The sequence below is a fragment of the Clostridium grantii DSM 8605 genome (genome assembly GCF_900129965.1).
Lineage (GTDB): Bacteria > Bacillota > Clostridia > Clostridiales > Clostridiaceae > Clostridium_AF > Clostridium_AF grantii.
Map to the genome: position 1 here is coordinate 49038 of NZ_FQXM01000006.1, position 22528 is coordinate 71565.

The window sequence follows — 22528 nt, forward strand, 5'->3', positions numbered from 1 at the left end:
CAATCCCACCTATTCCATAATTTTATGATATGATATTTTTGTCTAATGTACTTAGTATTCTCCATTTCAAAGCTGAATACCTATCATAACTTTTAGTATTACTTATCATAAAGTTTAAAGCTTTAACATTGCCTACAAGTACTACCATTTTTTTAGCTCTAGTTATACCAGTATAAAGCAAATTTTTATTCATTAATAGTGGTGGTCCCATAAACATAGGCATAATAACCACTGGAAATTCACTTCCTTGACTTTTATGTATAGTCATAGCATAAGCTAGTTCTAACTCATCAAAATAGATTTTTTCATATTCTATCTTTCTATCATCATCAAACCACACTACTATTTTATCTTTATAAATATTTTCTATATATCCAATATCTCCATTAAAAACCCCAGTACCTTCTTCTCCATCTCCACTCTTCCATTTGAGTGTGTAATTATTCTTTGTCTGCATAACTTTATCGCCAACCCTAAATACACCTTTACTTATTTCTATCTCTTCTTTATTTTCTGACTTAGGATTTAAAACTTTTTGGAGATTTTCATTTAAATTTTCTATACCTAAAATTCCTTTTTTCATTGGAGATAAAATTTCAATATGTTTTATTTTATCCCATTTATTGTTAAATTTAGGTAATCTTTCATTCATCAACTCTATTATCAAATCCATTATAAAATTTGAATTATCTTCATTTATAAAATAAAAATCCGTATCTTTTTTATTCAAAACTGGCATTTCGCCATTATTAATTTTGTGTGCATTTACAACTATCATGCTTTCTTCTGCTTGCCTAAATATTTCTTTAAGTCTTACTACTTTAACACATTGGCTATTTATCAAATCACTAAGCACATTTCCTGGTCCTACTGAAGGTAATTGGTCAGCATCTCCCACAATAATAAGTCTTGTTCCTTTAGGGATAGCTTTTAGTAAAGAATTCATAAGCATTATATCAATCATGGATGCTTCATCCACAATTAAAACATCACATTGTAATGGTGATTCTTCTCCTCGTTGAAAATTATAATCTTCTTCCTCGTTAAATCCAAATTCTAACAATCTATGAATTGTTTTAGATTCCCTACCTGTTGCTTCCGTCATACGTTTAGCTGCCCGTCCTGTTGGTGCAGCCATAAACACTGTCATACTAGCATTTTCAAACATTTCTGTTATGCATTTAATTATTGTAGTTTTTCCTGTTCCTGGTCCTCCAGTAATTATCTCTATTCCATTTTGGAATGCACCCGTTATAGCTTCCTTTTGAATTGGTGCAAAAGTTATTTTATTATTACTCTCAAACTCTTTTATTTCTTCCTCAATATTTATTTGAACATCCTTGTATTCATCTGTTGCTAAAGTTAAAATCTTCACTGTTACTCCAAGCTCATAATAATAAAATTGCAAAGTAAATACACAGGGCACTTCATCAATATCTTCAATTTTTATCTTATTATTTAAAACACATTCATTAATATTAGAATATATATCTTCTACTGATACCAATAAAATCTTTTCGCATTCATTCATTAATTTTTCCAAAGGTAAATAGGTATTCCCCATAGCACAAAATTGATTTAAAACAAAAATAATTCCACTTTGTATTCTATAAGAAGAATTAATTTCTATTCCAATACTTTGAGCAATTTTATCTGCAGTTTTAAATCCTATACCTTTTATATCTTCAACTAGCATATAAGGATTTTCTTTAACAATACCAATAGCATCCTTACCATATTTATGGTGCACTTTAACACATTGAGAGGGTGTTAATCCATAGGTTTGAAAAAAAATCATTACATTTTGAATTTCTCTTCCATTCAAATATGACTCTGCTATTTTTTCAGCTTTTTTCTCTCCTATGCCATCAATTTCAGTTAATCTTTCTATATTATTATCTAAAATTTCTAAAGTTTTCTCTCCGAAAAAATCAACGATTTTTTTTGCAGTAACAGGTCCAATACCTGATATTACTCCTGAAGATAAATATTTTTTTATCCCATCTATAGAGTTTGGAACTACTTCCTCACAGGACTGAACTTTAAATTGTTGTCCAAACTTAGGATGAATAAACCATTCCCCTGTTAACTTTAAATTTATACCTTCTTGTATATAAGGAATAAACCCAGTTATTGTATGAATATCATCATCATCTTTTATTTTGGCTATAATATAACCATTGCTTTCATTCTGAAATATAATATCGGATACTACACCTAAAATTTCTGACATAAACTCTCCTCTAAACAGTTTTTACAAAATTCCTTACTTTATAATAACAAGTATACATCTATACTTAGTATATTTCTTAATTATACCATTTTATAATTTATTTTTAACCTTTTTTTTCAAATTACATGTTATTATAAATATAACTTCCTAAATAAATAATATATATATATATTATTTTTAACATAAACTTTAGTTATTAATCAAAAAGGTATATCTTATTTAAATAAGATATACCTTTTTTAATTATAGATACTTTTTAATTTCTTCTACTTTATTCAACTCTTCCCATGGAAGATTCAAATCATTTCTACCGAAATGTCCATATGCAGCTGTTTGCTTGTAAATTGGTCTTCTTAAATTTAAGTTTTCTATTATAGCACCTGGTCTTAAATCAAAAACCTTCTTAACAACTTCTGTTATTTCTGCTTCATTTAATTTTGATGTTCCAAAAGTTTCAACTGTAATTGACACTGGCTCTGCTACACCTATTGCATAAGCTAATTCAACTTCTAATTTATCTGCAACTCCTGCTGCAACTAAGTTTTTAGCTACCCATCTAGCTGCATAAGCTGCTGATCTATCAACTTTTGTGCAATCTTTTCCTGAGAAAGCTCCACCACCGTGTCTTCCCATTCCACCATAAGTATCTACAATAATTTTTCTTCCTGTTAATCCTGAATCGCCTTGTGGTCCACCAATTACAAATCTACCAGTTGGATTAATGTAATATTTAGTGTTTTCATCTAACCATTCTGCTTGAATAGAAGATTCTACAACTTCTTTAATTAAATCTTCTCTAATTTGTTCTTGTGTAGCATCTGGATCATGTTGTGTAGATATAACAATAGCATCAACTCTTACTGGTTTGTTATCTTCATACTCAACAGTTACTTGTGTTTTTCCATCTGGTCTTAAATATGGTAATGTGCCATTTTTTCTAACTTCAGTTAATTTTCTTGATAGTTTTTGTGCTAAACTTATTGGAAGTGGCATGTATTCCTCAGTTTCATTAGTAGCATAACCAAACATCATTCCTTGGTCTCCAGCTCCTACTGACTCAATATCTGCTTTTTGTCCTTCTTTAAATTCTAAAGCATTATCAACACCCATAGCTATATCTACAGATTGCTCATCTATTGAAGTTAAAACTGCACACGTATCAGCGTCAAATCCGTATTTAGCTCTTGTATATCCAATTTCTTTAATTGTATTTCTTACCACTTTAGGAATATCAACATAACAATTAGTTGTTATTTCTCCCATAACTAATACCATTCCTGTTGTAACTGCTGTTTCACATGCAACTCTACCATTTGGATCTTGTTCCATAATAGCGTCTAATATTGAATCTGAAATTTGATCACAAATTTTATCTGGATGTCCCTCTGTAACTGATTCTGATGTAAATAATTTTTTCATTTTTTTACTCCTCCCAAAAAAAATTATACCTCTTCAATATTTATCGAAGAGGTTTTTATGTTGAAATAAAAACTTATCTTGCAGTTTCCTGCAGGATTTAGCACCTTGGTACACACTGTACTGGTTGCTGGGTTTCTTTGGGCCATTCCCTCCACCTCTCTTGATAAGTATTATTAAGTTTTTTATTATTTTCAAACCACCGTTATAGTAACATAGTGGTTTTATTGTGTCAATGCTTTTTATACATTTATTTTAGTTTTTATGGTTTATTTTAATTTCATTTAAATTATTCAAGTACACCGTAAATTTATCTCAGCTATTTCTAAACTTCTAATGCAAAAAAATAAAAAAGCATCAATTCTAGATTGATGTTTTTTTATTGGTGGAGGAAGATGGATTCGAACCATCGAAACTAACGTAACAGATTTACAGTCTGCCCCCTTTGGCCACTCGGGAACTCCTCCATATATAATTTTTAAACTTTTCAAACCAATTCCAACATTTCATATGAATGGTGGGCACAACAGGGTTCGAACCTGTGACCCCCTGCTTGTAAGGCAGGTGCTCTCCCAGCTGAGCTATGCGCCCATTCATTAATGGTGGAGGAAGATGGATTCGAACCATCGAAACTAACGTAACAGATTTACAGTCTGCCCCCTTTGGCCACTCGGGAACTCCTCCATGTTGGTGCTGGCACCAGGACTTGAACCCGGAACCTACTGATTACAAGTCAGTTGCTCTACCAGTTGAGCCATGCCAGCTAATTAAGTTTTACCGGCATTTCTCTTGCCGACGAATTAAAGTATATCAAGATATTCGATTTATTCCAAACTCCATTTAAGGCTATTTGATAAGATTAAATCTAATTTAAGCTAAAAATCTCCTATTTACTTCTATTTTCGCATTTAAAATATTTTTTAAAAATCATCTTCTTCTATAGCTTTAATGTTTATATAATCATCCATAATTTCTTTAACTTTTGCATAATCTTCATTTGATAACCTGCTTTTCAGTAATAAAATAGCTTTTTTTGCTCCCTCATCTCTGTCATCCATGTATAAATATTCTTTCATGCAAGCATAGTCAATAGGCGAAAGTTTACTCCCAACTACTAATAATTTTTCTTTATCAGATAATGTTAGGCTGCTAAAAATTTCAGATGAAGAAACTTTAAAAACACTAACATCTTCAACTATCTCAGTTTTAGAACTATCATATTTATTTATTTCTTCTTTTGTTTCATCAACTTTTTTTTCTTCATTTTGAATATTCGTATTATCTGTATTTTTTTCTATTAAATTATCTTTATTATTATCATTAGTTTGATTGCTTTCATCAAAACTATTTTTTTCTTCTTTATCATTAGTTTTAAAGTTAATTTGATTTGATTCTTCAATCAAATTATCATTATCTATTTTTTCTTTTATATCCATAGATATAGATTTTTCAATATTGTTTTTTTCATAGTTTCCACTATTTGATATGCCAAAAAGCATAGCTAGAATAGCTATAAAACTACTAATTACAAAAATAGATGTATAAATATTTTCTCTTTTCATTAAGCACCTCCATATATTACTCTGTCCTTATTTTAAAAAAAATATACCATTTTTTAATAAAATTTGAATTTACTTCATATACATTTACAGGGGGTGACTCTTTTGAATAAATTAAAAGTTCATTATAATGAAAATCTTTCTTATTATAAAGTTGCTTATTTTCTAAAAGATTATATAGATTCTAATTCAATTATAATCTGCATAGGTACAGATAGATGTATTGGCGACTGTTTAGGTCCTGTAGTTGGATCAATGCTTACTCATGAAAATTTTCCTCTAGAAGTTTTTGGAACTGTAAATTCTCCAATACACGCTTTAAACCTAGATTTTAATTTAAAAGCTATAAAAAAAAATAATCCCAATTCCAAAATAATAGCTATAGATGCTTGTTTAGGTGATTCAAAAAATATAGGTGAGATACAAGCTAGAGATTATCCTATTCATCCTGGCAAAGGTGTAGGAAAATCACTCCCTAACGTAGGTGATAGTTCAATTATAGGAATCGTAGACTCTAGCGAAAATAATGAACTCTTCACAAATAGAAATATAAGATTAAATTTAATTGTAGAAATGTCTAAAGTTATAAAAGATGCTATTATACACTCTTATTATCTTTATAATTTAGAGAATAAAAAGCTGTAGGGATTTTTCCCCAAGGATGATTTTCTTCAAAAATCTTAAATTATAAAAAGATCAAAAAATTAAAAGATGCCTCTACTCTGAGACATCTTTTTTTATTCTAAAAAGTTTATATCGCTATTATAAAGACCATTTATTTCATCAATATAATTAAGAGATTCTCCGGTGCCAAGTGCAACACATGAAATAGGATTTTCTGCCACATATACTGGAACTTTAGTAACACTTTCTATAAGCTTGTCTAGCCCATATAGCAAAGCACCTCCACCAGTCATATATATTCCATTATCTGCAATATCTGCAGCTAATTCTGGCGGTGTTCTTTCTAAGACTGCATGTGTACTTTCAGCAATTGCATTAACAGCTTCACTAAGTCCTTCTCTAAGTTCTTCCGAAGTTATGGTTACATTTTTAGGTAATCCTGTTATTAAATCTCTTCCTCTTACATCCATGGTAAGATCAACTTCTCTTTTAAATGCAGTACCTATGTTTATCTTTAAATCTTCTGCTGATCTTTCACCTATCATTAATTTATGTTTTCTTCTTACATACCTAATGATAGCTTCATCGAATTTATCTCCAGCAATTTTAATAGAGCTTCTAACAACCATTCCGCCCAAAGATATAACGGCTATATCAGTGGTTCCACCACCAATATCAATTATCATCTTACCACTTGCTTTTGTTATATCTAGTCCTGCTCCAATAGCAGCCGCAATTGGTTCTTCTATCAATGTTACTTTTTTTGCACCACAAGTCATAGCAGCATCTTTAACAGCCCTTTGCTCAACTCCTGTAGCTTGGCATGGTACACATATAATAATTCTAGATGCCTTGCTTCTTTTTTCTTTTAAAGCTTTTTTTATAAAATGCTTTAACATTTTTTCAGTAACATCGTAATCAGAAATTACACCATCTCTTAAAGGACGGATAGATACAATATTACCCGGTGTTCGACCAATCATTTTTCTTGCTTCTTCACCTACTGCTAAAACTTCATTTGTATCCTTATTAATTGCAATTACAGAAGGTTCTTTAAGAACTACGCCTTTGCCTTTTACATATACTAATACTGTAGCTGTTCCTAAATCAATTCCAACATCAGATTTTGCATTCCAAAACATTATTTCTCACTCCTGCTCATTAGTATTATAAATACCCACAATTAATATTATATACATATATCAGCTTAATTTCTATAACCTTATTAAAAAATTTGTATTTTTTTGAACTTATTTACCCTTCAATTATTTTATATTTCATTTTTGTGGCTTTTCCGCCTCTAATATGTCTCTCTGATTTATTTAAATCTAATACTATCTTGGCCTCTTTTGCTATTTGAGGATTAATTTTAGGTAATCTTTCTGTCATATCTTTGTGTATAGTACTTTTACTTACTCCAAAAACTTTTGCTGTTTTTCTTATTGTAGCTTTTGATTCTATTATATAATTAGCTACTTCTAAAACTCTTTCTTCAATGTAATCTTTCAAAAGACTTCCTCCTTAACTATCTATATTAATTTGTATGCTTTTTAATATATTTCAATACCTAGTATGTAACCAATCCCCAATATATAGTATTGGGGATTGGCTGATTTTTTAATATTTTACATATTTCAAAGGATCCACACTTGAATATTGTGATAAATCACTTTCTCCCTTTAAAACTTCAAAATGTAAAAATTCATTTCCATACTCTTCATAAGCAGCTCTTACAGTTGTAGCTCCTATTGTACCTATTTTATCTCCTTGTTTAACACTATCTCCAACTTTAATATTTATATCAGTCCCTAAGTTAGCATAAACAGTTCTTAATCCTGATTGAGCATGGTAAATAACAACTTTAGCACCATCTTCAGTGCTGGTTGATACCTCTTTAACTTCTCCATCCATTGCTGCTACAACTTCTTCTCCTAACTTTCCTACTATATCAATACCAAAGTTAGGTCTACTTGATTCTGTAGTATTCCAAAAAACTGGCGCTTCAGAATAAGGTCTTACTAATTCTCCCTCAGCAGGGTTAACAAAAGTTTTAGAACTTGTATTTGCAACCGGTGCAGTAGCTAATGCTGTTTGCTCATTTGAATTGCTTTGTGATGATTCTTTTTTATCATCATCCTCAATAACTAAAACTGACTCATCTTCTTTTGCTTGTAATGCATTGTTATAAAATTCATCTTCGCTAGCATCTGCTGTTCTTTCTTCAATTTTTTGTTCTTGTAGCTCCGCCACCTCTGATTTTTCTGTTGCAGCTTTTTTATTATCAGCAGTGAAATTTTTACTTGTAGTTACTGCTGCAATTGTTGCTGCTATACACAAGCATACAAACAAGGATAAATAAAACGTCTCATTTTTGAAAATATTACCTTTCTTTTTATTATTATCTTTATTTTCCATTTAAAACACCTCCTGTTTTGTAGTTTGTCCGGTAGTCACAAAAAAATACATATATATGAAAAAAATATTTCCTTATATTTCTATAAATTTCGACACAACAAAAAAACTAAAGTCGCTAATTAAGCGTTGCTTTAGTTTTTTATATTATACAATAGAGTTAAAAAGCGAAGAAACTATTTGTAGGGGCGGGTTTCCATGCCCGCCCGCTGTAGTTTCCCAATTAAATTACAATTACAGTAAAATCGTAATGAAAATATTATACTACTTTCTGTATTTTGTATTTTTTATCAATATTATATATGTAATTATTATATATGTAATTTATAGGCATAGCGGGGCGGCGTGGAAACCGCCCCCTACGAGTTAATTCGTCTTTTTTCTCTATTGTTCAACTACTCCTATTTCAACCCCAGTATAATAATGTTTCAATATATCAATATAATCTTTGCCCTCTTTAGCCCTAGCATTTGCACCAAATTGGCTCATACCTACTCCATGACCGTATCCATAGCAAGTAAAAGTAACCGAATTAGAATCTATATCTATATCAAAATTAGAAGATGTTAAACTAAATATTTTTCTCACTTCTGCTCCTGTAGCTATTCTTTCTCCAAGTTGAATTTCTTTTACAGTTCCCGCTTCACTTCTTTTAATTATCTTTACTTGTTTTTTTAATTTACTCCCAGAAACTTTAGCATCTTCATAATTAGCATTAATGGTATTTGCTATGGAATTCACTCCAAAGGAAACTGTAGTTTTAAATTTAGGTGAATTTTCTTCTCCTTCGCTGGGAACACTTTTTAAATAAGATTCATTAGTATTAAAAACATCTTTTGCATTTTCTGTGTTTCCACTGCTTGTTGAAAAGTAATAAGGGCATGATACTAAACTTCCTTCATATGTTAATACTTGTCCAGAAGTCGATTGAACTGCTTCTTTTATCTTTTCCCAATATTCATCACAACTACTGGCTGGCCAAGAATTATATCTATCATCCTTAGTTATGTAAACCTGGCAATCTGTAGTATCTGTCAAATTACCTCCTTTTGCTCCCTTACTGCTGTTACCTCCAAATTGTTCTAAATGAGCAACAGCATAAGTTCTAGCTGCTACTGCTTGTGCTTTAAGTGCTTCCATTTCAAAACTTGCCGGCATCTCAGCTGCCACTACACCTACCACGTAATCTTCCAAACCTATTTCTTGAATTTTATTTTTCTTTGTAATAAACAACCCAACTGTAATTTCATTAGCTGATTGGTTTATTTTATATACAATTTCCTCTGTTTTTTCATTGATTTCTTCTTTTTTTAAGTTAAAATTTGTATCAGCTTTAATTGTGTTTTGATCACAACCTACCATTATCCTTGCCATACCAAATATAAAAAATAAAAATATAAAAACACCTAAAAATAATCTTTTCATAAGTAGCACATCCATTCATCTAAATTTATTCACTATTAAATATGTACTCCAAAAAAATTAATATATGCAAAAAAAGCACGACAGTATCATGCTTTTAATTTATATAATATTTTAATCTTCCATTTTTTTTATTCTTTCGATATTAGCCCCTAATTTCATTAATTTTCTTTCAATATGATAATATCCTCTATCTATATGGAATATATCTCTAATTTCACTTACTCCCTCTGCTGCTAAAGCAGCTAAAATCATTGCTGCACCTGCTCTTAAATCTGTTGCATTAACTCTACATCCCATCAAATTTTCAACGCCTTCAATAACAGCACATCTTCCATCTATCTTTATATTTGCACCCATTCTTTTAAGCTCTGAAACATGCATAAAACGATTTTCAAATATAGTTTCTGTGAAAATGCTAGTACCTTTAACTGTGCACATTAACGCCATTATTTGAGCCTGCATATCTGTTGGAAACCCTGGATAAGGAAGAGTTTTTATATCCACTGCTTTCAATGAATTCCTTCCATCTATCACTAAACTATTTTGGTCTTTTTCAATAATGCATCCCATTTCAGTTAATTTTGCTATTACAGGTTTTAAATGCGAATCAATAATTCCATTAACCTTAATTTTACTTCTGGTAATTGCAGCTGCAGTCATGAATGTACCTGCTTCTATTCTATCCGGAATAGGTCTATGTTTGATTCCCTTTAATTCTTTTACCCCTACAATTTTTATTGTATCTGTTCCTGCACCAATTATATATGCACCCATTTTATTTAAAAACCTAGCTAAGTCTTGAATTTCTGGCTCTCCAGCAGCATTTTCTAACACTGTTTCTCCTTCTGCTAGTACTGCAGCCATCATTATATTTTCAGTTGCACCTACTGAAGGAAAATCCAGATAAATTTTATTTCCAATTAATTTTTTTGCTCTTGCTTCCACATAACCATGGCCAATCCTTATATCTGCACCTAATGCACTAAAACCTTTTAAATGAAGATCAATAGGTCTAGTACCTATATTACATCCCCCTGGCAAGGAAATTTTAAATTTACCATATCTAGCCATCATTGGTCCCATTGTTAGGAATGATGCCCTCATTTTTCTAACTAATTCACCATCTGGCTCAGTATTATTAATCCTCGATGTGTCAATAACCATATTATTATCTTTAATCTCAATTGATGAATTAATGCTCCTAAGAACATCATTCAATACAAATACATCCTGTAAAAAAGGGGCATTCTCAAGTATGCATTTATCTGAACTTAAAATACATGCTGATATTAATGGAAGAACAGCATTTTTTGCTGAACTTATTTCAACTTCTCCACTCAGTTCATTGCCACCTCTTATTATAAACTTCTCCATGTTTATCCTCCATTCTTAGATTGCTTAATAAGATTTTGTTATTTCTGGAGTTCCTATTATCAAATAGTTTCCCGATGAATATTTACACACAGCAAAATTTAAATCAAACGACCTTCTATTAATATTTTTACCACTATATCTGTGTGTATTAGTGGTAGTACTAAACCCATTATTTATTTCTACTGTTTTAAAATCTTCTGCCCCATAACCTTTTAATACATTAATGATTTCATCATTGCGAATCTTTAAATCTGTTTTCTCACTTAATTTAGCTTTTGCATAAATTAAAACTTCCAAATTTTTTATTTCAAATTGCTTTGTCATATTATAAAATTTTTCTTTTATATCATAACTATTATATTCAATTCCTTTTTTGATTAATGAAATATGGTATCTATAATTATTTTTATAAATATCCTTATTTATGTAGCCCTCACCATTATTAAATGAAAACTTTATACCTTCATCCTCATCAAACCAATTAAAATCTTCACTTTCTATTATATTTGAAACAATATCAATTAATTCAGAATTTTTTATATTTGAATTTTTACTTTCAAATATTATATCTACTCCTGTTTCTAATAATTCTGCTTGGCTCTCCTCTATAATATCCTTTATCAAATCATTGTTTCTTAAAGCATATGAAGTTTTTACATTTGTTATAATAATTATTATAGTAAGACATATTATAGCGATTTTTTTTCCATCCACGATTTTTCACCCCCTACACTTGTAAATTATGGACAAAAAATCTATTTACTATACTCCTTTATTTATCTATTATTCATATTATTAATATATTGATTTAAAGGATAAAATGTGCTAATAATAAAAAAAGCATGAATAACTTAAAGTTATTCATGCTTACCTTCTACTAATTCTATTCTTTTTATATTTTTCTCTAGAGCTAATTTTATTAAACTTATATTTTCATTTTCTTTTAAGTTTTTCAATTGCTCCTCAGCCTGTAATTTTGATTCTTTGGCTTGTTTTAAATCTATATCATCCTTATTTTCACAAGAAGTACAATACATATATACTTTGTCATTTACGACTTTAAGTATTCCCTCTGAAGAAAAAAATCTTATTCTTTTCCCATCTTCTTGGATAAATTCTGTTATAGTTGGTTTCAGTTCAGCTATTAAAGGAACTCTATTTTTCAGTATTCCTATTCTGCCCTTATATGTCTCAGTATTTAAGCTGCTAGCTTTTCCAAAGTAAAACTCACTAAAAGGTGTAATTATCTTTAATTCAAATAACTTATCCATTTTTCACCTACTTATAGTTCCTTTGCTTTTTCTAATACTTCATCAATTGAACCCACAAATAAAAAAGCAGATTCAGGAACACTATCATGTTTTCCTTGAAGTATTTCTTTAAAACCTCTCACGGTTTCAGCGATTGGTACAAATTTACCTGTCATTCCAGTAAATTGCTCTGCTACTTTAAATGGTTGAGATAAAAATCTTTGTACTTTTCTTGCTCTTGAAACAATAGTTTTATCTTCATCTGAAAGCTCATCAACTCCAAGAATAGCAATTATATCTTGCAATTCTTTATATCTCTCCAAAATGTGTTTTACATTCATAGCAACTTTATAATGTTCTTCTCCAACAATTTTTTCATCCAACATAGTAGATGAAGACTCTAAAGGATCTACTGCAGGGTAAATACCCAATTCAGTGATACTTCTAGATAATACTGTAGTAGCATCTAGATGAGAAAATGTTGCTGCCGGAGCTGGGTCTGTCAAATCATCTGCTGGAACATATACTGCTTGAACAGAAGTTATAGAACCTGTAGTTGTTGAAGTAATTCTCTCCTGCAATGCTCCCATTTCAGTTGCTAAAGTAGGCTGATATCCTACTGCTGAAGGTATTCTTCCCAATATAGCTGATACTTCTGAACCTGCTTGAGTAAACCTGAATATGTTATCAATAAATAGCAATACATCTTGCCCATTATCCCTAAAATATTCAGCCATAGTTAATCCAGTTAAAGCAACTCTCATTCTTGCTCCTGGCGGTTCATTCATTTGACCAAAAACTAAAGCTGTTTTATCTATTACTCCAGATTCTTTCATTTCATAATAAAGGTCATTTCCTTCTCTTGATCTTTCTCCAACACCTGTGAAGACAGATAATCCGCCTTGCTCATTAGCTATATTATTTATTAATTCTTGGATAAGTACTGTTTTACCTACCCCTGCTCCTCCAAAAAGACCAATTTTACCACCTTTTTTATAAGGCGCAACAAGATCTATAACTTTAATTCCAGTTTCAAACATTGCTGGCTGCACCGCTTGATCTACAAAAGAAGGAGCCGGTCTATGAATAGGATAAAATTTATCCACTTTCAATTCTGGTTCTTTATCTATTGTATTTCCAAGTACATTAAATAACCTTCCCAATGTTTCTTCCCCTACAGGAACTGAAATCGGCATTCCAGTATCTAACGCTTTCATACCTCTTTTTAAACCCTCTGTAGCTTCCATAGCTATAGTTCTTACAATATCATCACCAACATGTTGTTCTACTTCAGTTACAAGTATTCTATCTCCCATGTCGATTTTTATTTCATTAAGTATATCTGGCAAATTATCAGAATCAAATCTTATATCGATAACAGGCCCAATAACTTGAACAACCTTACCGTAATTTTCAACCAAGATCTGCACCTCCTATTTCTGAGCTTCCGCACCACCAACAATTTCAGCTATAGCTTCAGTGATTGCACTTTGTCTTATTCTATTATATTTCAACTGAAGTTTATCAATAATATCATTCCCATTTTTATTTGCTGCATCCATTGCTGACATTCTAGCCCCTTGCTCACTGGCACGACTATTTAAGAAGAAATTATAGATACACTGTTTTATGTAAAAATGTGAAATATTAGTGAGGAATTCTTTTTCTTCTGGTTCAAATTCAAATGTAGTTTTTATAGCCTCTTTTGGTTCTTTTTCCTTTTCTATCGGTAAAAGTTTCTTCAACAAAACCTCCTGCTTGACAGGTGTAAAGTATTTTGTGTATATGCAATAAACCTCACCAAATTCGCCTTCATCAAAAATTTCGAAAATTTTTGTAGCAATAACATCTGCATCTTCTTCTTCAGGTACATCGGAAATATCTACAAACTCCGCCACACTGGCTAGTCCTGTTTTTCTCAACATACCTCTAGCTTTTTGGCCTATAGTTATTATTTGACAATTTTCTTTGTTGCCACCAATTTCTTTCACTAATTTATCAAATACACTAGCATTAAACGATCCACAAAGGCCTAAATCAGAACTGAAGACAATATATAATTTTTTTTTGCAATTAGAGCACTCAAAGTATTTATTATCAATATGTGAACCATAAGTTATTATTTGATCAATAGTATGACTAAAACTTCTATAAAATTGATTATTTACAAGTAATTTTGATGATACTTTTCTAAGTTTAGAACTTGCAACTAATCCCATGGCTCTAGTGATTTTTTGAGTATTTTTTATTGATTTTATACGCCTCTTTAATGAAACCAAACTCGTTTCTGACATGTTTCACCTCCAGATGCAATCATCTATTCTGTAGCCAAGAAAATATTCTTAAACTCTTCAATAGCTTTATTTAAATTTAATTTTATGTCTTCTGTTAAAGATTGTTTTTCTATAATTGATTTAGCAATATCTCTGTGATGTGTATCCATGAAATCAAAGAAATCTTCTTCAAATTGACGTATGTCAGATACTTTTATATCACTCAAATAGTTATTAACACCTGCATAAAGAATCATAACCTGTTTTTCTACTTTCATAGGACTAGATGAATTTTGTTTTAAAATCTCCACTAATCTTTTTCCTTTTTCAAGTCGATTTTTTGCTACACTATCTAAATCTGATCCCAATTGTGCAAAAGCAGCTAATTCTCTATACTGTGCTAATTCAAGCCTTAATGTTCCCGTAACTTGTTTCATAGCTTTTATTTGTGCTTTACCACCTACACGAGATACTGATATTCCTGCATTTACTGCCGGTCTTTGACCTGCATTAAAAAGCTCACTTTCTAAGAATATTTGTCCATCTGTTATTGAAATAACATTTGTAGGTATATATGCTGTTACATCGCCTGCCAAAGTTTCAATAATAGGTAAAGCAGTAATTGATCCTCCACCTAATTCATCTGATAACTTTGCAGCTCTTTCAAGTAATCTTGAATGTAAGTAGAAAACATCTCCTGGATAAGCTTCTCTTCCTGGCGGTCTACGAAGTAATAGTGACATAGTTCTATAGGATACAGCGTGTTTTGTTAAGTCATCATAAACTATTAAAACATCTTTTCCCTCTTCCATAAAATACTCTGCCATACTGCATCCAGCAAAAGGTGCCAAATACTGTAATGGAGCTGATTCTGAAGCTGTAGAACACACAACTATAGTGTAGTCTAATGCTCCTTGTTCCTTCATAGTATTTACAAGTTGAGCTACTGTAGATTGTTTTTGACCTATAGCTACATATATACAAATAACATTTTTGCCCTTTTGATTTAATATTGTGTCTAAAGCAATAGCTGTTTTACCTGTTTGCCTATCTCCAATAATTAACTCTCTTTGTCCTTTACCAATGGGTATCATAGAATCTATAGCTTTTATCCCCGTTTGTAACGGTTCATCTACAGATTTTCTATCAATAACTCCAGGTGCGTGACCTTCTACTGGTCTAGTTTGTTTTGTTTTTATAGGCCCTTTACCATCAATTTCTTTTCCTAGAGAATTAACTACTCTTCCGATTAATTCTTCTCCAACAGGTACCTCAACAATTTTACCAGTACTTTTTACTACGTCTCCTTCTCTAATACCCTTCTCAGAACCCAGTAGAACACATGCTACATTATCATGTTCAAGGTTAAGCGCAATACCATAGACACCACTTGGAAATTCTAACAGTTCACCTTCCATGCAGTCTTCTAATCCATATACTCTTGCTACTCCATCCCCTATCTGAATAATAGTTCCTGAATCTACTGTTCCCATTTTATTCTTATATCCTTCAATTTCACGTTTAATAATGGATGTGATTTCTTCTGGATTGATATTCACGAGAACACCTTCTTTCTTTTAATAAAGTCCTCCAACCAGTTGTCTAATTTCTGCAAACCTGGTTTTAATACTGCTATCTATTACATCGTCACCTATTCTAAGGAAAACTCCGCCTATAAGACTTTCATCCACTTCTTCTTTTAAAAGAACGATTTTATCATACTTTTCTTCCAATTTATTTATAAGAGTATCTCTTTCAGAATCATTTAACTTTATTGCTGTTTTAACATGTGCAACAATTGTACTATGTCGCTCTAAATAGATTTTAACCATTTCTCTATACTTTTCTTCTAAAAATAGTATTCTATCTTTTTTTAGTAAAACAATAATAAAATTTAATAATTTAGGATGAATTTTATCATTAAAAATATTCTTAATAATATTAATTTTCCGTTCAGTAGGAATCTGAGGATGTTTTATTATTTCCATAAATTCTTTGTTGTTTTTTGTAAGAGCAATTAAAGCTTTTAAATCTTCAAGAAATTCTTCTAATCTACCTTCTTCTTCAGCTACTTCATATAAAGCTAACGCATAACGTCGATCAAGATGTTCATACATAACTAAATACCTACCTTAGAAATAAAATCATCAATAAGCCTTCTATGTTCTTCTTCATCAATGGATTTCTCTAAAACCTTGGTAGATAGTGTAATAGCTAAATCAATAGATTTATTTTTTATTTCTTCTTCTAATTTTACTTTTTCTCTTTCTATTTCCAAGTTCGCTCTTTCAATTATCTTTTTAGATTCTACTTTGGCATCCATAACAATATCTTCATATACCTTTTGAGCCTTGGTCTTATACTCTTCAACTATTAGTTTACTTTCTTTCTTTGACTTAACTAATAGTTTCTTGTTTTCTGCAAGGATCTCATCAGACTTAACTTTATTTTTTTTCGCTTCATTTATATCCTTATCTATCTTATTACTTCTTTCAAGAAGAATCTTATTTACTTTTTCATGAAAGAAATATTTGTAAACATAAAGAAAAATCAAAAAGTTAATGATTGCCATTATAGTTGTCCGATAATCAATCATCGCAAAGCCTCCTTTGCTCCTATTTTTCTATAAATAAACATTTTTATTAACAATAAATATTTTAAATAACAACTTTTAAAACTAATAAAATACCTATTAAAAATCCATAAATTGCAGTAGCCTCAGATAAAGCTCCCCCTATAACTAATACTTTTATTATATCATTTGTTGATTCTGGCTGCCTTGATACACTTTCAACTGCCTTAGCTGTTGCATTACCTGTTCCAATACCTCCACCAATACAAGATAGTGCTGCTATGCCTGCTCCAATAGCTATTAAACCTGCTGTAAAATCCATTTTTAAAACCTCCTATTTTTTATTGTAATTCATTTTTTTAAGATGATTGTTACTTTTATTAGTGTTCTGCTATAATTTTTATATTAATCATAGTCAGCATAATAAATATAAGCATTTGTATAGCCCCATCAAATATATCGAAATAAAAATGAAACGGGATTGGTATTCCAATTTGAGCAATCCATCCTATATTACCTAAAGAATCATATATCAATTCTATAATAATTGTGGCTGCTGCAATGTTTCCAAAAAGTCTTAGGCTAAGTGAAATAGGTAGCATTATACGTTCCATTATGTTTATTGGTAATATTACCGCAACTGGTTTAGTATATCCCACAAAATATTCCTTTATTCCATGCTCTTTAATTGTGTATGCTTGTATTACAATAAACACAACTGCTCCTAAAGATAAAGTAATGCTTAAATCTCTTGTAGGCGGTGCTATTCCTACCATTCCCGATAAATTCATTAACAATATAAAGGCTGCTAAAGCACCTATAAAAGGAGCAAATCCTTTCCTTTTTTCCCCCATATTATCCTTAACTAAATTATTAATATATTCAACTATAATTTCTAAAACACTTTGTCTTTTGTCTGGGTTTTCTTTTAAGTTTCTCACAAATATTTTAGAAAAAATAAAAAACAAAATAATAATTGCCCATTGAACAATGATTCCTTCTGTAAAACCCAACTTACCATTAAACAAAGTAAAAACTGGTACAATTTCCTCCATAAAATCACTTCCTTGTCTTAATCACATTTATTTAAAAATGGATATAAAATAATAGAAATAAAATGTAATAAGAATCCTGAACAAAAAGCAAATAAATAATTTGTTTTTGAAAGATAAATTAATACTGCTATACCTACAATTATAATAATTCTAGAATAATAACTTAAAATAATTACGGGTACATTTTTAAATTTGTTTGATTTTAATACTTTGGTGGTTATTAAAGTATTAACGCCAAAATTTATGCAAGCAACAAAAATTCCAATTAATACTGGAAATATATATTCCGGATATGTAAAATATAAAAGTAACACTACAATAAGTGAAATGACCAAATCATACTTTACTAAAATCTTACACATATATACTACATCTTTGTCATTATGCATATACTCTCCCTTTTTACATTAAATATTTTTTAAACTAAAGTTTAGAAACCACTGTGATTTTTAAGCAAGTTACATACAAGTATATATGCGAATTGATAACATTCATAATTATATATTAATTATTGAAATAATAAAAATTGTTTAATCTTGATAAATTATCATTTATTATGATATTTAATTAATTTAATTGTTTTTTATCACTTTTTACTATCGTATCTAAATATTAATAGCTTATAATTCCATTTACTCCATTATTCAAAAAATATTTTAGAAAATATATAAAATCACTTTTTGTAAACGTTTGTTTAGAAACAGTTATTTTTACTGTATTATTGCTTATATAACCCCTCTTAGCATATCAATTTTTATTTAAAATCTGTTTTTAAAATTAAAATTATGCAGGATTTTATAAATCAAAATATACTTTCTTACCTTTCTAAAATTTAATTATTTAGAAAAAAAAAGCAAGTTTTATAAAAAAACTTGCTTTTTTAATAACCTACATCATCAAATAACGAATCATCGTTATCTATCCATTGTTCAACATTTATAACTCTATATTCATTTTTTGTATCTCTAATTACAACTTTTTCAATACCCGAATTTATTATCATTCTTTTACATAAAGTACATGAATTGGAATTTTCAACAAAATCATCTGTTGTTGCATCTTTCCCTACAAGATATAAAGTTGAATTTATCATATCTTTTCTAGATGCACTTATTATAGCATTAGCTTCTGAATGTACAGAACGACATAATTCATAGTGAGTTCCTCTTGGAATGTTTAGTTCCTGTCTACGACAAACTCCCATATCAGAACAATTTTTTCTACCTCTCGGTGCTCCCGTATATCCTGTTGAAATTATTTCATCATTTTTTACTATTATAGAACCATAATTTCTTCTTAAACAAGTTCCTCTTCCAAGCACCGTTTCCGCAATATCTAAATAGTAATTATGCTTATCTCTTCTTTCCATCACTGCTCGCCTCCCCTTGCAAATTACAATTATTATAAACGAAAATATCAACAAATTAAAGCTTTTAAATATAATCTATTTAATTTTCAGCAAAAATTTTATGCTAAATAAAAATATTTAACTAAATCTTAACAAAAGAAATCTCAGTATAATTTTGAATTTATACTGAGATTTTTAAAATCATCTTTATTGTATTATCTTTCAAATTCTTACGAATTTATTATTTAGTGCCGTATAATCTATCTCCTGCATCACCTAAACCAGGAACAATATATCCATGCTCATTTAACTTCTCATCAATATCTGCTACGTATATATCAACATCAGGATGTGCATTCATAACAGCTTTAATTCCTTCTGGAGAAGAAATCAAACACATTAATCTGATATTCTTAGCGCCTCTTTTCTTAAGAGCATCAATAGCATCTATTGCAGATCCACCAGTTGCAAGCATTGGATCTGTAACTATAATATCTCTTTCATCAATGTCTTGTGGCAATTTGCAGAAATATTCTACAGGTTTTAAAGTTTCTTCATCTCTATACATACCAATATGACCAACTTTAGCAGCTGGAATTAATTTCAATACTCCATCTACCATTCCTAAACCTGCTCTTAATATAGGAACTATAGCTAATTTTTTACCTGCAAGCATTTTACATTTTGTTTTGCATATAGGCGTTTCAATTTCAACTTCTTCTAATGGTAATTCTCTTGTTACTTCATAAGCCATTAGCATTGCAACCTCTTCTACTAATTCTCTAAAGTCCTTTGACCCTGTTTCAACGCTTCTTATAAACGCAAGTTTATGTAGTATAAGTGGATGTGCTATTTGTGTAACTTTACTCATGATAATACCTCCTATTATTTATTTAATAACCTATAAGTCATTATTTGCAATATTTTTTTTCTATTTCTGTAATTTTATTAACTCTTCGTGCATGTCTATCCCCTTCAAATTGGGAATTTAAAAATGTATCTACTATGTCTATAGCAAGACCAGGACCAACAACTCTCTCACCCATTGCAAGAATATTTGCATCATTATGCTCTCTAGTAGCATGAGCACTAAATGTATCATGACAAAGAGCCGCCCTTATTCCTGGTACTTTATTAGCAGATATACTAATTCCAATTCCTGTTCCACAAATAAGAATACCAAAATCATAATTTTTATTTGATACTTCTACAGCAACCTTTTCTGCATAATCCGGATAATCACAAGATTCCTCTGTGTAAGTCCCAAAATCTTTGAACTCAATATTTTTGCTTTCTAAATGTTTAATAATCTCAACCTTCAAACTATAACCACCATGGTCGCTTCCTAATGCTACTTTCATTTTTTGTACCTCCCTTTATAGATTTAATTAACTAATATAAGCAATTTTATCTATTATTTTATCTATTTTTTCTAAAAGTATATCAAATGTTTCCTCATAAACAACTATATTTTCGCCAAAAGGGTCTATAATATCACCCTTTTCACCTAAAAATTCTTTAATTGTAAAAACCTTTTTTTCAATATGAGGATATTTGTTTTTTAATATTTCTGCAATATATTCTGTCATTGTCAAAATCAAAAAACTATTATCCAAATGTTCATCTTTAAGCTTTACTGCTTCCCTTTCGCTGAAATCTAAATTGAATCTCCTCAATATTAAATTTGATGCATTCTTTGTAGCTAAACTACCAGGTATGGGTGATATTCCTGCAGATATAGCTTTTGCATTTAAACCCTTTTCTTTTGATAGTTCTTTAAATATAGCTTCAGCCATAACACTTCTACATGTATTTCCTGTACACACAAATAACAGTTGCATTTAGCACACCTTCCCCCATGAACTTTATTACCTTATACAACTTTTCTTAATTATCTCATTTATATTTATTTTTTTCAAATGTTAATTACACTTTAATTATATCATATCCTGCTGCTTTTTTTAGCCTATTCATTATAGCAATTCCAATTCCTTCTTCGAGAAAACTTTCCCCTAATATTAAGTCAACATCCTCATTATTAAAACTTCTTAATGTATTAAAAAGATTATAACTAACAGTATTTAAATCTTTTCTTGTTCCAAGGGATTTTATAATTCCATAGCTATAGCTATTTTTAGTTTCTTCTGTTGCTATTATACCCACTTTAATACTATTATTTCTATATTCCTGGCACATTTTATTTATATATTCAACAATATTATCTAAATCACCCGAAATTATCTTCATTGGCACATTTGGTGCATAATGTCTATATTTCATACCCGGCGCTCTAGGTTTTTCATTTTGATTCATATTATTTAAAATAGCAGAATCTATATATACTCTTTCATCAACAGTTTTTAGCATTTCAAGAGTAATTCCACCTGGTCTTAAAACGCATGGCGGATCAACAGTACAATCTACTATGGTTGACTCTAATCCAACCTTAGACATTTCTCCTCCAATAATAAAATCAACCCTACCTTTTAAATCCTCTACACAACTTTCTAATGTTGTAGGACTAGGTTTCCCTGATAAATTTGCTGAAGGCGCTGCAATAGGCACTCCTGCACTTTCTATCAATTGTCTAGCTATCAAATTTGAAGGCATTCTAATTCCAACTGTTTCAAGTCCAGCACTAGTAACGTTGGGCACTATATCAGATTTCTTCATAATCAAAGTAAGTGGTCCTGGCCAAAATTTATCCATCAATTTCTTGGCAAAAGAAGTAATTTCACTAACCAAAAAATCAATATTTTTATTAGCTACATGAATTATTAAAGGATTGTCCTGAGGTCTTCCCTTTGCTTCAAATATACTTTGAACCGCTTTGCTATTTAAAGCATTTGCCCCAAGCCCATATACTGTTTCAGTTGGAAATACAACTAAACCACCATCTTTCAATATAGTTGCTGCTTCAATCAATGCTTTATCCAGTAAATTTTCATTTTCTATTTTTACAATTTTCGTTTTCATTACTCACATCT

At 30.2% G+C, this 22528-nt stretch carries 24 protein-coding genes, 4 tRNA genes and 1 riboswitch; of the genes, 1 reads left to right on the forward strand and 27 read right to left on the reverse strand.

Annotated features, from left to right (window positions below; translation table 11 throughout):
- Positions 1-22: 22 nt before the first annotated feature.
- The 7 genes from recD2 to BUB83_RS06510 form a co-directional block, all read right to left on the reverse strand.
- The gene (gene recD2, locus BUB83_RS06480) at positions 23-2233 is read right to left on the reverse strand and encodes an SF1B family DNA helicase RecD2 (RefSeq protein WP_073337639.1); all 2211 of its coding nucleotides are present in this window, start codon (positions 2231-2233) and stop codon (positions 23-25) included.
- A gap of 243 nt (positions 2234-2476) precedes the next feature.
- Positions 2477-3652, reverse strand: coding sequence for a methionine adenosyltransferase (gene metK, locus BUB83_RS06485; protein WP_073337640.1), 1176 nt, complete (start codon positions 3650-3652; stop codon positions 2477-2479).
- A 70-nt stretch (positions 3653-3722) separates the two neighbouring features.
- Positions 3723-3822: riboswitch (SAM riboswitch) on the reverse strand.
- A gap of 210 nt (positions 3823-4032) precedes the next feature.
- Positions 4033-4116, reverse strand: a tRNA-Tyr gene (locus tag BUB83_RS06490).
- Positions 4117-4164: 48 nt separating this feature from the next.
- Positions 4165-4240: transfer RNA gene (locus BUB83_RS06495), tRNA-Val, on the reverse strand.
- Positions 4241-4249: 9 nt separating this feature from the next.
- Positions 4250-4333 (reverse strand) — tRNA-Tyr (locus tag BUB83_RS06500).
- Between the two features lie 4 nt (positions 4334-4337).
- Positions 4338-4413 (reverse strand) — tRNA-Thr (locus BUB83_RS06505).
- Between the two features lie 156 nt (positions 4414-4569).
- A complete protein-coding gene (locus BUB83_RS06510; RefSeq protein WP_073337641.1) occupies positions 4570-5211 on the reverse strand; it encodes a hypothetical protein in 642 nt (213 codons plus the stop codon).
- Positions 5212-5313: 102 nt separating this feature from the next.
- Between BUB83_RS06510 and yyaC the strand changes: the two genes are divergently transcribed.
- Positions 5314-5853: a spore protease YyaC gene (gene yyaC / locus BUB83_RS06515; protein WP_073337642.1), complete on the forward strand. Its 540-nt coding sequence runs from the start codon at positions 5314-5316 to the stop codon at positions 5851-5853.
- Positions 5854-5945: 92 nt separating this feature from the next.
- Here the strand turns inward: yyaC and mreB are convergent, their stop codons facing one another.
- The 20 genes from mreB to BUB83_RS06615 all read right to left on the reverse strand — a co-directional run bounded on the left by mreB (position 5946) and on the right by BUB83_RS06615 (position 22517).
- Positions 5946-6974: a rod shape-determining protein gene (gene mreB / locus BUB83_RS06520; protein ID WP_073337643.1), complete on the reverse strand. Its 1029-nt coding sequence runs from the start codon at positions 6972-6974 to the stop codon at positions 5946-5948.
- A gap of 112 nt (positions 6975-7086) precedes the next feature.
- Complete coding sequence (gene spoIIID / locus BUB83_RS06525; protein WP_073337644.1) at positions 7087-7341, reverse strand: sporulation transcriptional regulator SpoIIID; 255 nt, start codon at positions 7339-7341, stop codon at positions 7087-7089.
- Positions 7342-7449: 108 nt separating this feature from the next.
- Complete coding sequence (locus tag BUB83_RS06530; protein WP_073337645.1) at positions 7450-8247, reverse strand: peptidoglycan DD-metalloendopeptidase family protein; 798 nt, start codon at positions 8245-8247, stop codon at positions 7450-7452.
- A gap of 381 nt (positions 8248-8628) precedes the next feature.
- Positions 8629-9669 carry a stage II sporulation protein D gene (spoIID, locus tag BUB83_RS06535; protein WP_073337646.1) on the reverse strand — a complete coding sequence of 347 codons (1041 nt, stop codon included), beginning with the start codon at positions 9667-9669 and terminating at the stop codon, positions 8629-8631.
- Positions 9670-9780: 111 nt separating this feature from the next.
- Positions 9781-11043 (reverse strand): UDP-N-acetylglucosamine 1-carboxyvinyltransferase, encoded by a 1263-nt coding sequence (gene murA / locus BUB83_RS06540; RefSeq protein WP_073337647.1) that lies wholly within the window; start codon positions 11041-11043, stop codon positions 9781-9783.
- A gap of 24 nt (positions 11044-11067) precedes the next feature.
- Positions 11068-11757, reverse strand: coding sequence for a hypothetical protein (locus BUB83_RS06545; protein ID WP_073337648.1), 690 nt, complete (start codon positions 11755-11757; stop codon positions 11068-11070).
- Positions 11758-11900: 143 nt separating this feature from the next.
- Positions 11901-12314 (reverse strand): ATP synthase F1 subunit epsilon, encoded by a 414-nt coding sequence (atpC, locus tag BUB83_RS06550; protein WP_073337649.1) that lies wholly within the window; start codon positions 12312-12314, stop codon positions 11901-11903.
- 11 nt (positions 12315-12325) lie between these two features.
- Positions 12326-13714 (reverse strand): F0F1 ATP synthase subunit beta, encoded by a 1389-nt coding sequence (gene atpD, locus BUB83_RS06555; protein WP_073337650.1) that lies wholly within the window; start codon positions 13712-13714, stop codon positions 12326-12328.
- 12 nt (positions 13715-13726) lie between these two features.
- A complete protein-coding gene (atpG, locus tag BUB83_RS06560) occupies positions 13727-14587 on the reverse strand; it encodes an ATP synthase F1 subunit gamma (protein ID WP_073337651.1) in 861 nt (286 codons plus the stop codon).
- Between the two features lie 23 nt (positions 14588-14610).
- Positions 14611-16125 (reverse strand): F0F1 ATP synthase subunit alpha, encoded by a 1515-nt coding sequence (atpA, locus tag BUB83_RS06565; protein WP_073337652.1) that lies wholly within the window; start codon positions 16123-16125, stop codon positions 14611-14613.
- Between the two features lie 18 nt (positions 16126-16143).
- Positions 16144-16683: a F0F1 ATP synthase subunit delta gene (locus tag BUB83_RS06570; protein ID WP_073337653.1), complete on the reverse strand. Its 540-nt coding sequence runs from the start codon at positions 16681-16683 to the stop codon at positions 16144-16146.
- A 2-nt stretch (positions 16684-16685) separates the two neighbouring features.
- Positions 16686-17162 (reverse strand): F0F1 ATP synthase subunit B, encoded by a 477-nt coding sequence (locus BUB83_RS06575; RefSeq protein WP_073337654.1) that lies wholly within the window; start codon positions 17160-17162, stop codon positions 16686-16688.
- 61 nt (positions 17163-17223) lie between these two features.
- Positions 17224-17460 carry an ATP synthase F0 subunit C gene (gene atpE, locus BUB83_RS06580; protein WP_073337655.1) on the reverse strand — a complete coding sequence of 79 codons (237 nt, stop codon included), beginning with the start codon at positions 17458-17460 and terminating at the stop codon, positions 17224-17226.
- 58 nt (positions 17461-17518) lie between these two features.
- Positions 17519-18193 (reverse strand): F0F1 ATP synthase subunit A, encoded by a 675-nt coding sequence (locus BUB83_RS06585; protein WP_073337656.1) that lies wholly within the window; start codon positions 18191-18193, stop codon positions 17519-17521.
- Between the two features lie 17 nt (positions 18194-18210).
- Positions 18211-18582: an ATP synthase subunit I gene (locus BUB83_RS06590; RefSeq protein WP_073337657.1), complete on the reverse strand. Its 372-nt coding sequence runs from the start codon at positions 18580-18582 to the stop codon at positions 18211-18213.
- A gap of 491 nt (positions 18583-19073) precedes the next feature.
- Positions 19074-19562: a deoxycytidylate deaminase gene (locus BUB83_RS06595; protein WP_073337658.1), complete on the reverse strand. Its 489-nt coding sequence runs from the start codon at positions 19560-19562 to the stop codon at positions 19074-19076.
- Positions 19563-19782: 220 nt separating this feature from the next.
- Positions 19783-20412 carry a uracil phosphoribosyltransferase gene (gene upp / locus BUB83_RS06600; RefSeq protein WP_073337659.1) on the reverse strand — a complete coding sequence of 210 codons (630 nt, stop codon included), beginning with the start codon at positions 20410-20412 and terminating at the stop codon, positions 19783-19785.
- A 40-nt stretch (positions 20413-20452) separates the two neighbouring features.
- The gene (rpiB, locus tag BUB83_RS06605; RefSeq protein WP_073337660.1) at positions 20453-20902 is read right to left on the reverse strand and encodes a ribose 5-phosphate isomerase B; all 450 of its coding nucleotides are present in this window, start codon (positions 20900-20902) and stop codon (positions 20453-20455) included.
- 27 nt (positions 20903-20929) lie between these two features.
- On the reverse strand, positions 20930-21382 hold the full coding sequence (locus BUB83_RS06610) for a low molecular weight protein arginine phosphatase (RefSeq protein WP_073337661.1): 453 nt from the start codon (positions 21380-21382) through the stop codon (positions 20930-20932).
- An 85-nt stretch (positions 21383-21467) separates the two neighbouring features.
- The gene (locus tag BUB83_RS06615) at positions 21468-22517 is read right to left on the reverse strand and encodes an L-threonylcarbamoyladenylate synthase (RefSeq protein WP_073337662.1); all 1050 of its coding nucleotides are present in this window, start codon (positions 22515-22517) and stop codon (positions 21468-21470) included.
- Positions 22518-22528 lie beyond the last annotated feature (11 nt).

Bases quoted from the DNA above. Each gene is read 5' to 3' on its own strand.
- BUB83_RS06510 (WP_073337641.1), bottom strand. From the start codon at position 5,211: ATGAAAAGAGAAAATATTTATACATCTATTTTTGTAATTAGTAGTTTT.
- BUB83_RS06530 (WP_073337645.1), bottom strand. From the start codon at position 8,247: ATGGAAAATAAAGATAATAATAAAAAGAAAGGTAATATTTTCAAAAAT.
- upp (WP_073337659.1), bottom strand. From the start codon at position 20,412: ATGAGTAAAGTTACACAAATAGCACATCCACTTATACTACATAAACTT.
- murA (WP_073337647.1), bottom strand. From the start codon at position 11,043: ATGGAGAAGTTTATAATAAGAGGTGGCAATGAACTGAGTGGAGAAGTT.
- spoIID (WP_073337646.1), bottom strand. From the start codon at position 9,669: ATGAAAAGATTATTTTTAGGTGTTTTTATATTTTTATTTTTTATATTT.
- BUB83_RS06570 (WP_073337653.1), bottom strand. From the start codon at position 16,683: ATGTATGAACATCTTGATCGACGTTATGCGTTAGCTTTATATGAAGTA.
- BUB83_RS06615 (WP_073337662.1), bottom strand. From the start codon at position 22,517: ATGAAAACGAAAATTGTAAAAATAGAAAATGAAAATTTACTGGATAAA.
- mreB (WP_073337643.1), bottom strand. From the start codon at position 6,974: ATGTTTTGGAATGCAAAATCTGATGTTGGAATTGATTTAGGAACAGCT.
- rpiB (WP_073337660.1), bottom strand. From the start codon at position 20,902: ATGAAAGTAGCATTAGGAAGCGACCATGGTGGTTATAGTTTGAAGGTT.
- BUB83_RS06575 (WP_073337654.1), bottom strand. From the start codon at position 17,162: ATGATTGATTATCGGACAACTATAATGGCAATCATTAACTTTTTGATT.
- BUB83_RS06595 (WP_073337658.1), bottom strand. From the start codon at position 19,562: ATGGAAAGAAGAGATAAGCATAATTACTATTTAGATATTGCGGAAACG.
- BUB83_RS06585 (WP_073337656.1), bottom strand. From the start codon at position 18,193: ATGGAGGAAATTGTACCAGTTTTTACTTTGTTTAATGGTAAGTTGGGT.
- atpE (WP_073337655.1), bottom strand. From the start codon at position 17,460: ATGGATTTTACAGCAGGTTTAATAGCTATTGGAGCAGGCATAGCAGCA.
- metK (WP_073337640.1), bottom strand. From the start codon at position 3,652: ATGAAAAAATTATTTACATCAGAATCAGTTACAGAGGGACATCCAGAT.
- BUB83_RS06590 (WP_073337657.1), bottom strand. From the start codon at position 18,582: ATGCATAATGACAAAGATGTAGTATATATGTGTAAGATTTTAGTAAAG.
- atpC (WP_073337649.1), bottom strand. From the start codon at position 12,314: ATGGATAAGTTATTTGAATTAAAGATAATTACACCTTTTAGTGAGTTT.
- recD2 (WP_073337639.1), bottom strand. From the start codon at position 2,233: ATGTCAGAAATTTTAGGTGTAGTATCCGATATTATATTTCAGAATGAA.
- BUB83_RS06610 (WP_073337661.1), bottom strand. From the start codon at position 21,382: ATGCAACTGTTATTTGTGTGTACAGGAAATACATGTAGAAGTGTTATG.
- atpG (WP_073337651.1), bottom strand. From the start codon at position 14,587: ATGTCAGAAACGAGTTTGGTTTCATTAAAGAGGCGTATAAAATCAATA.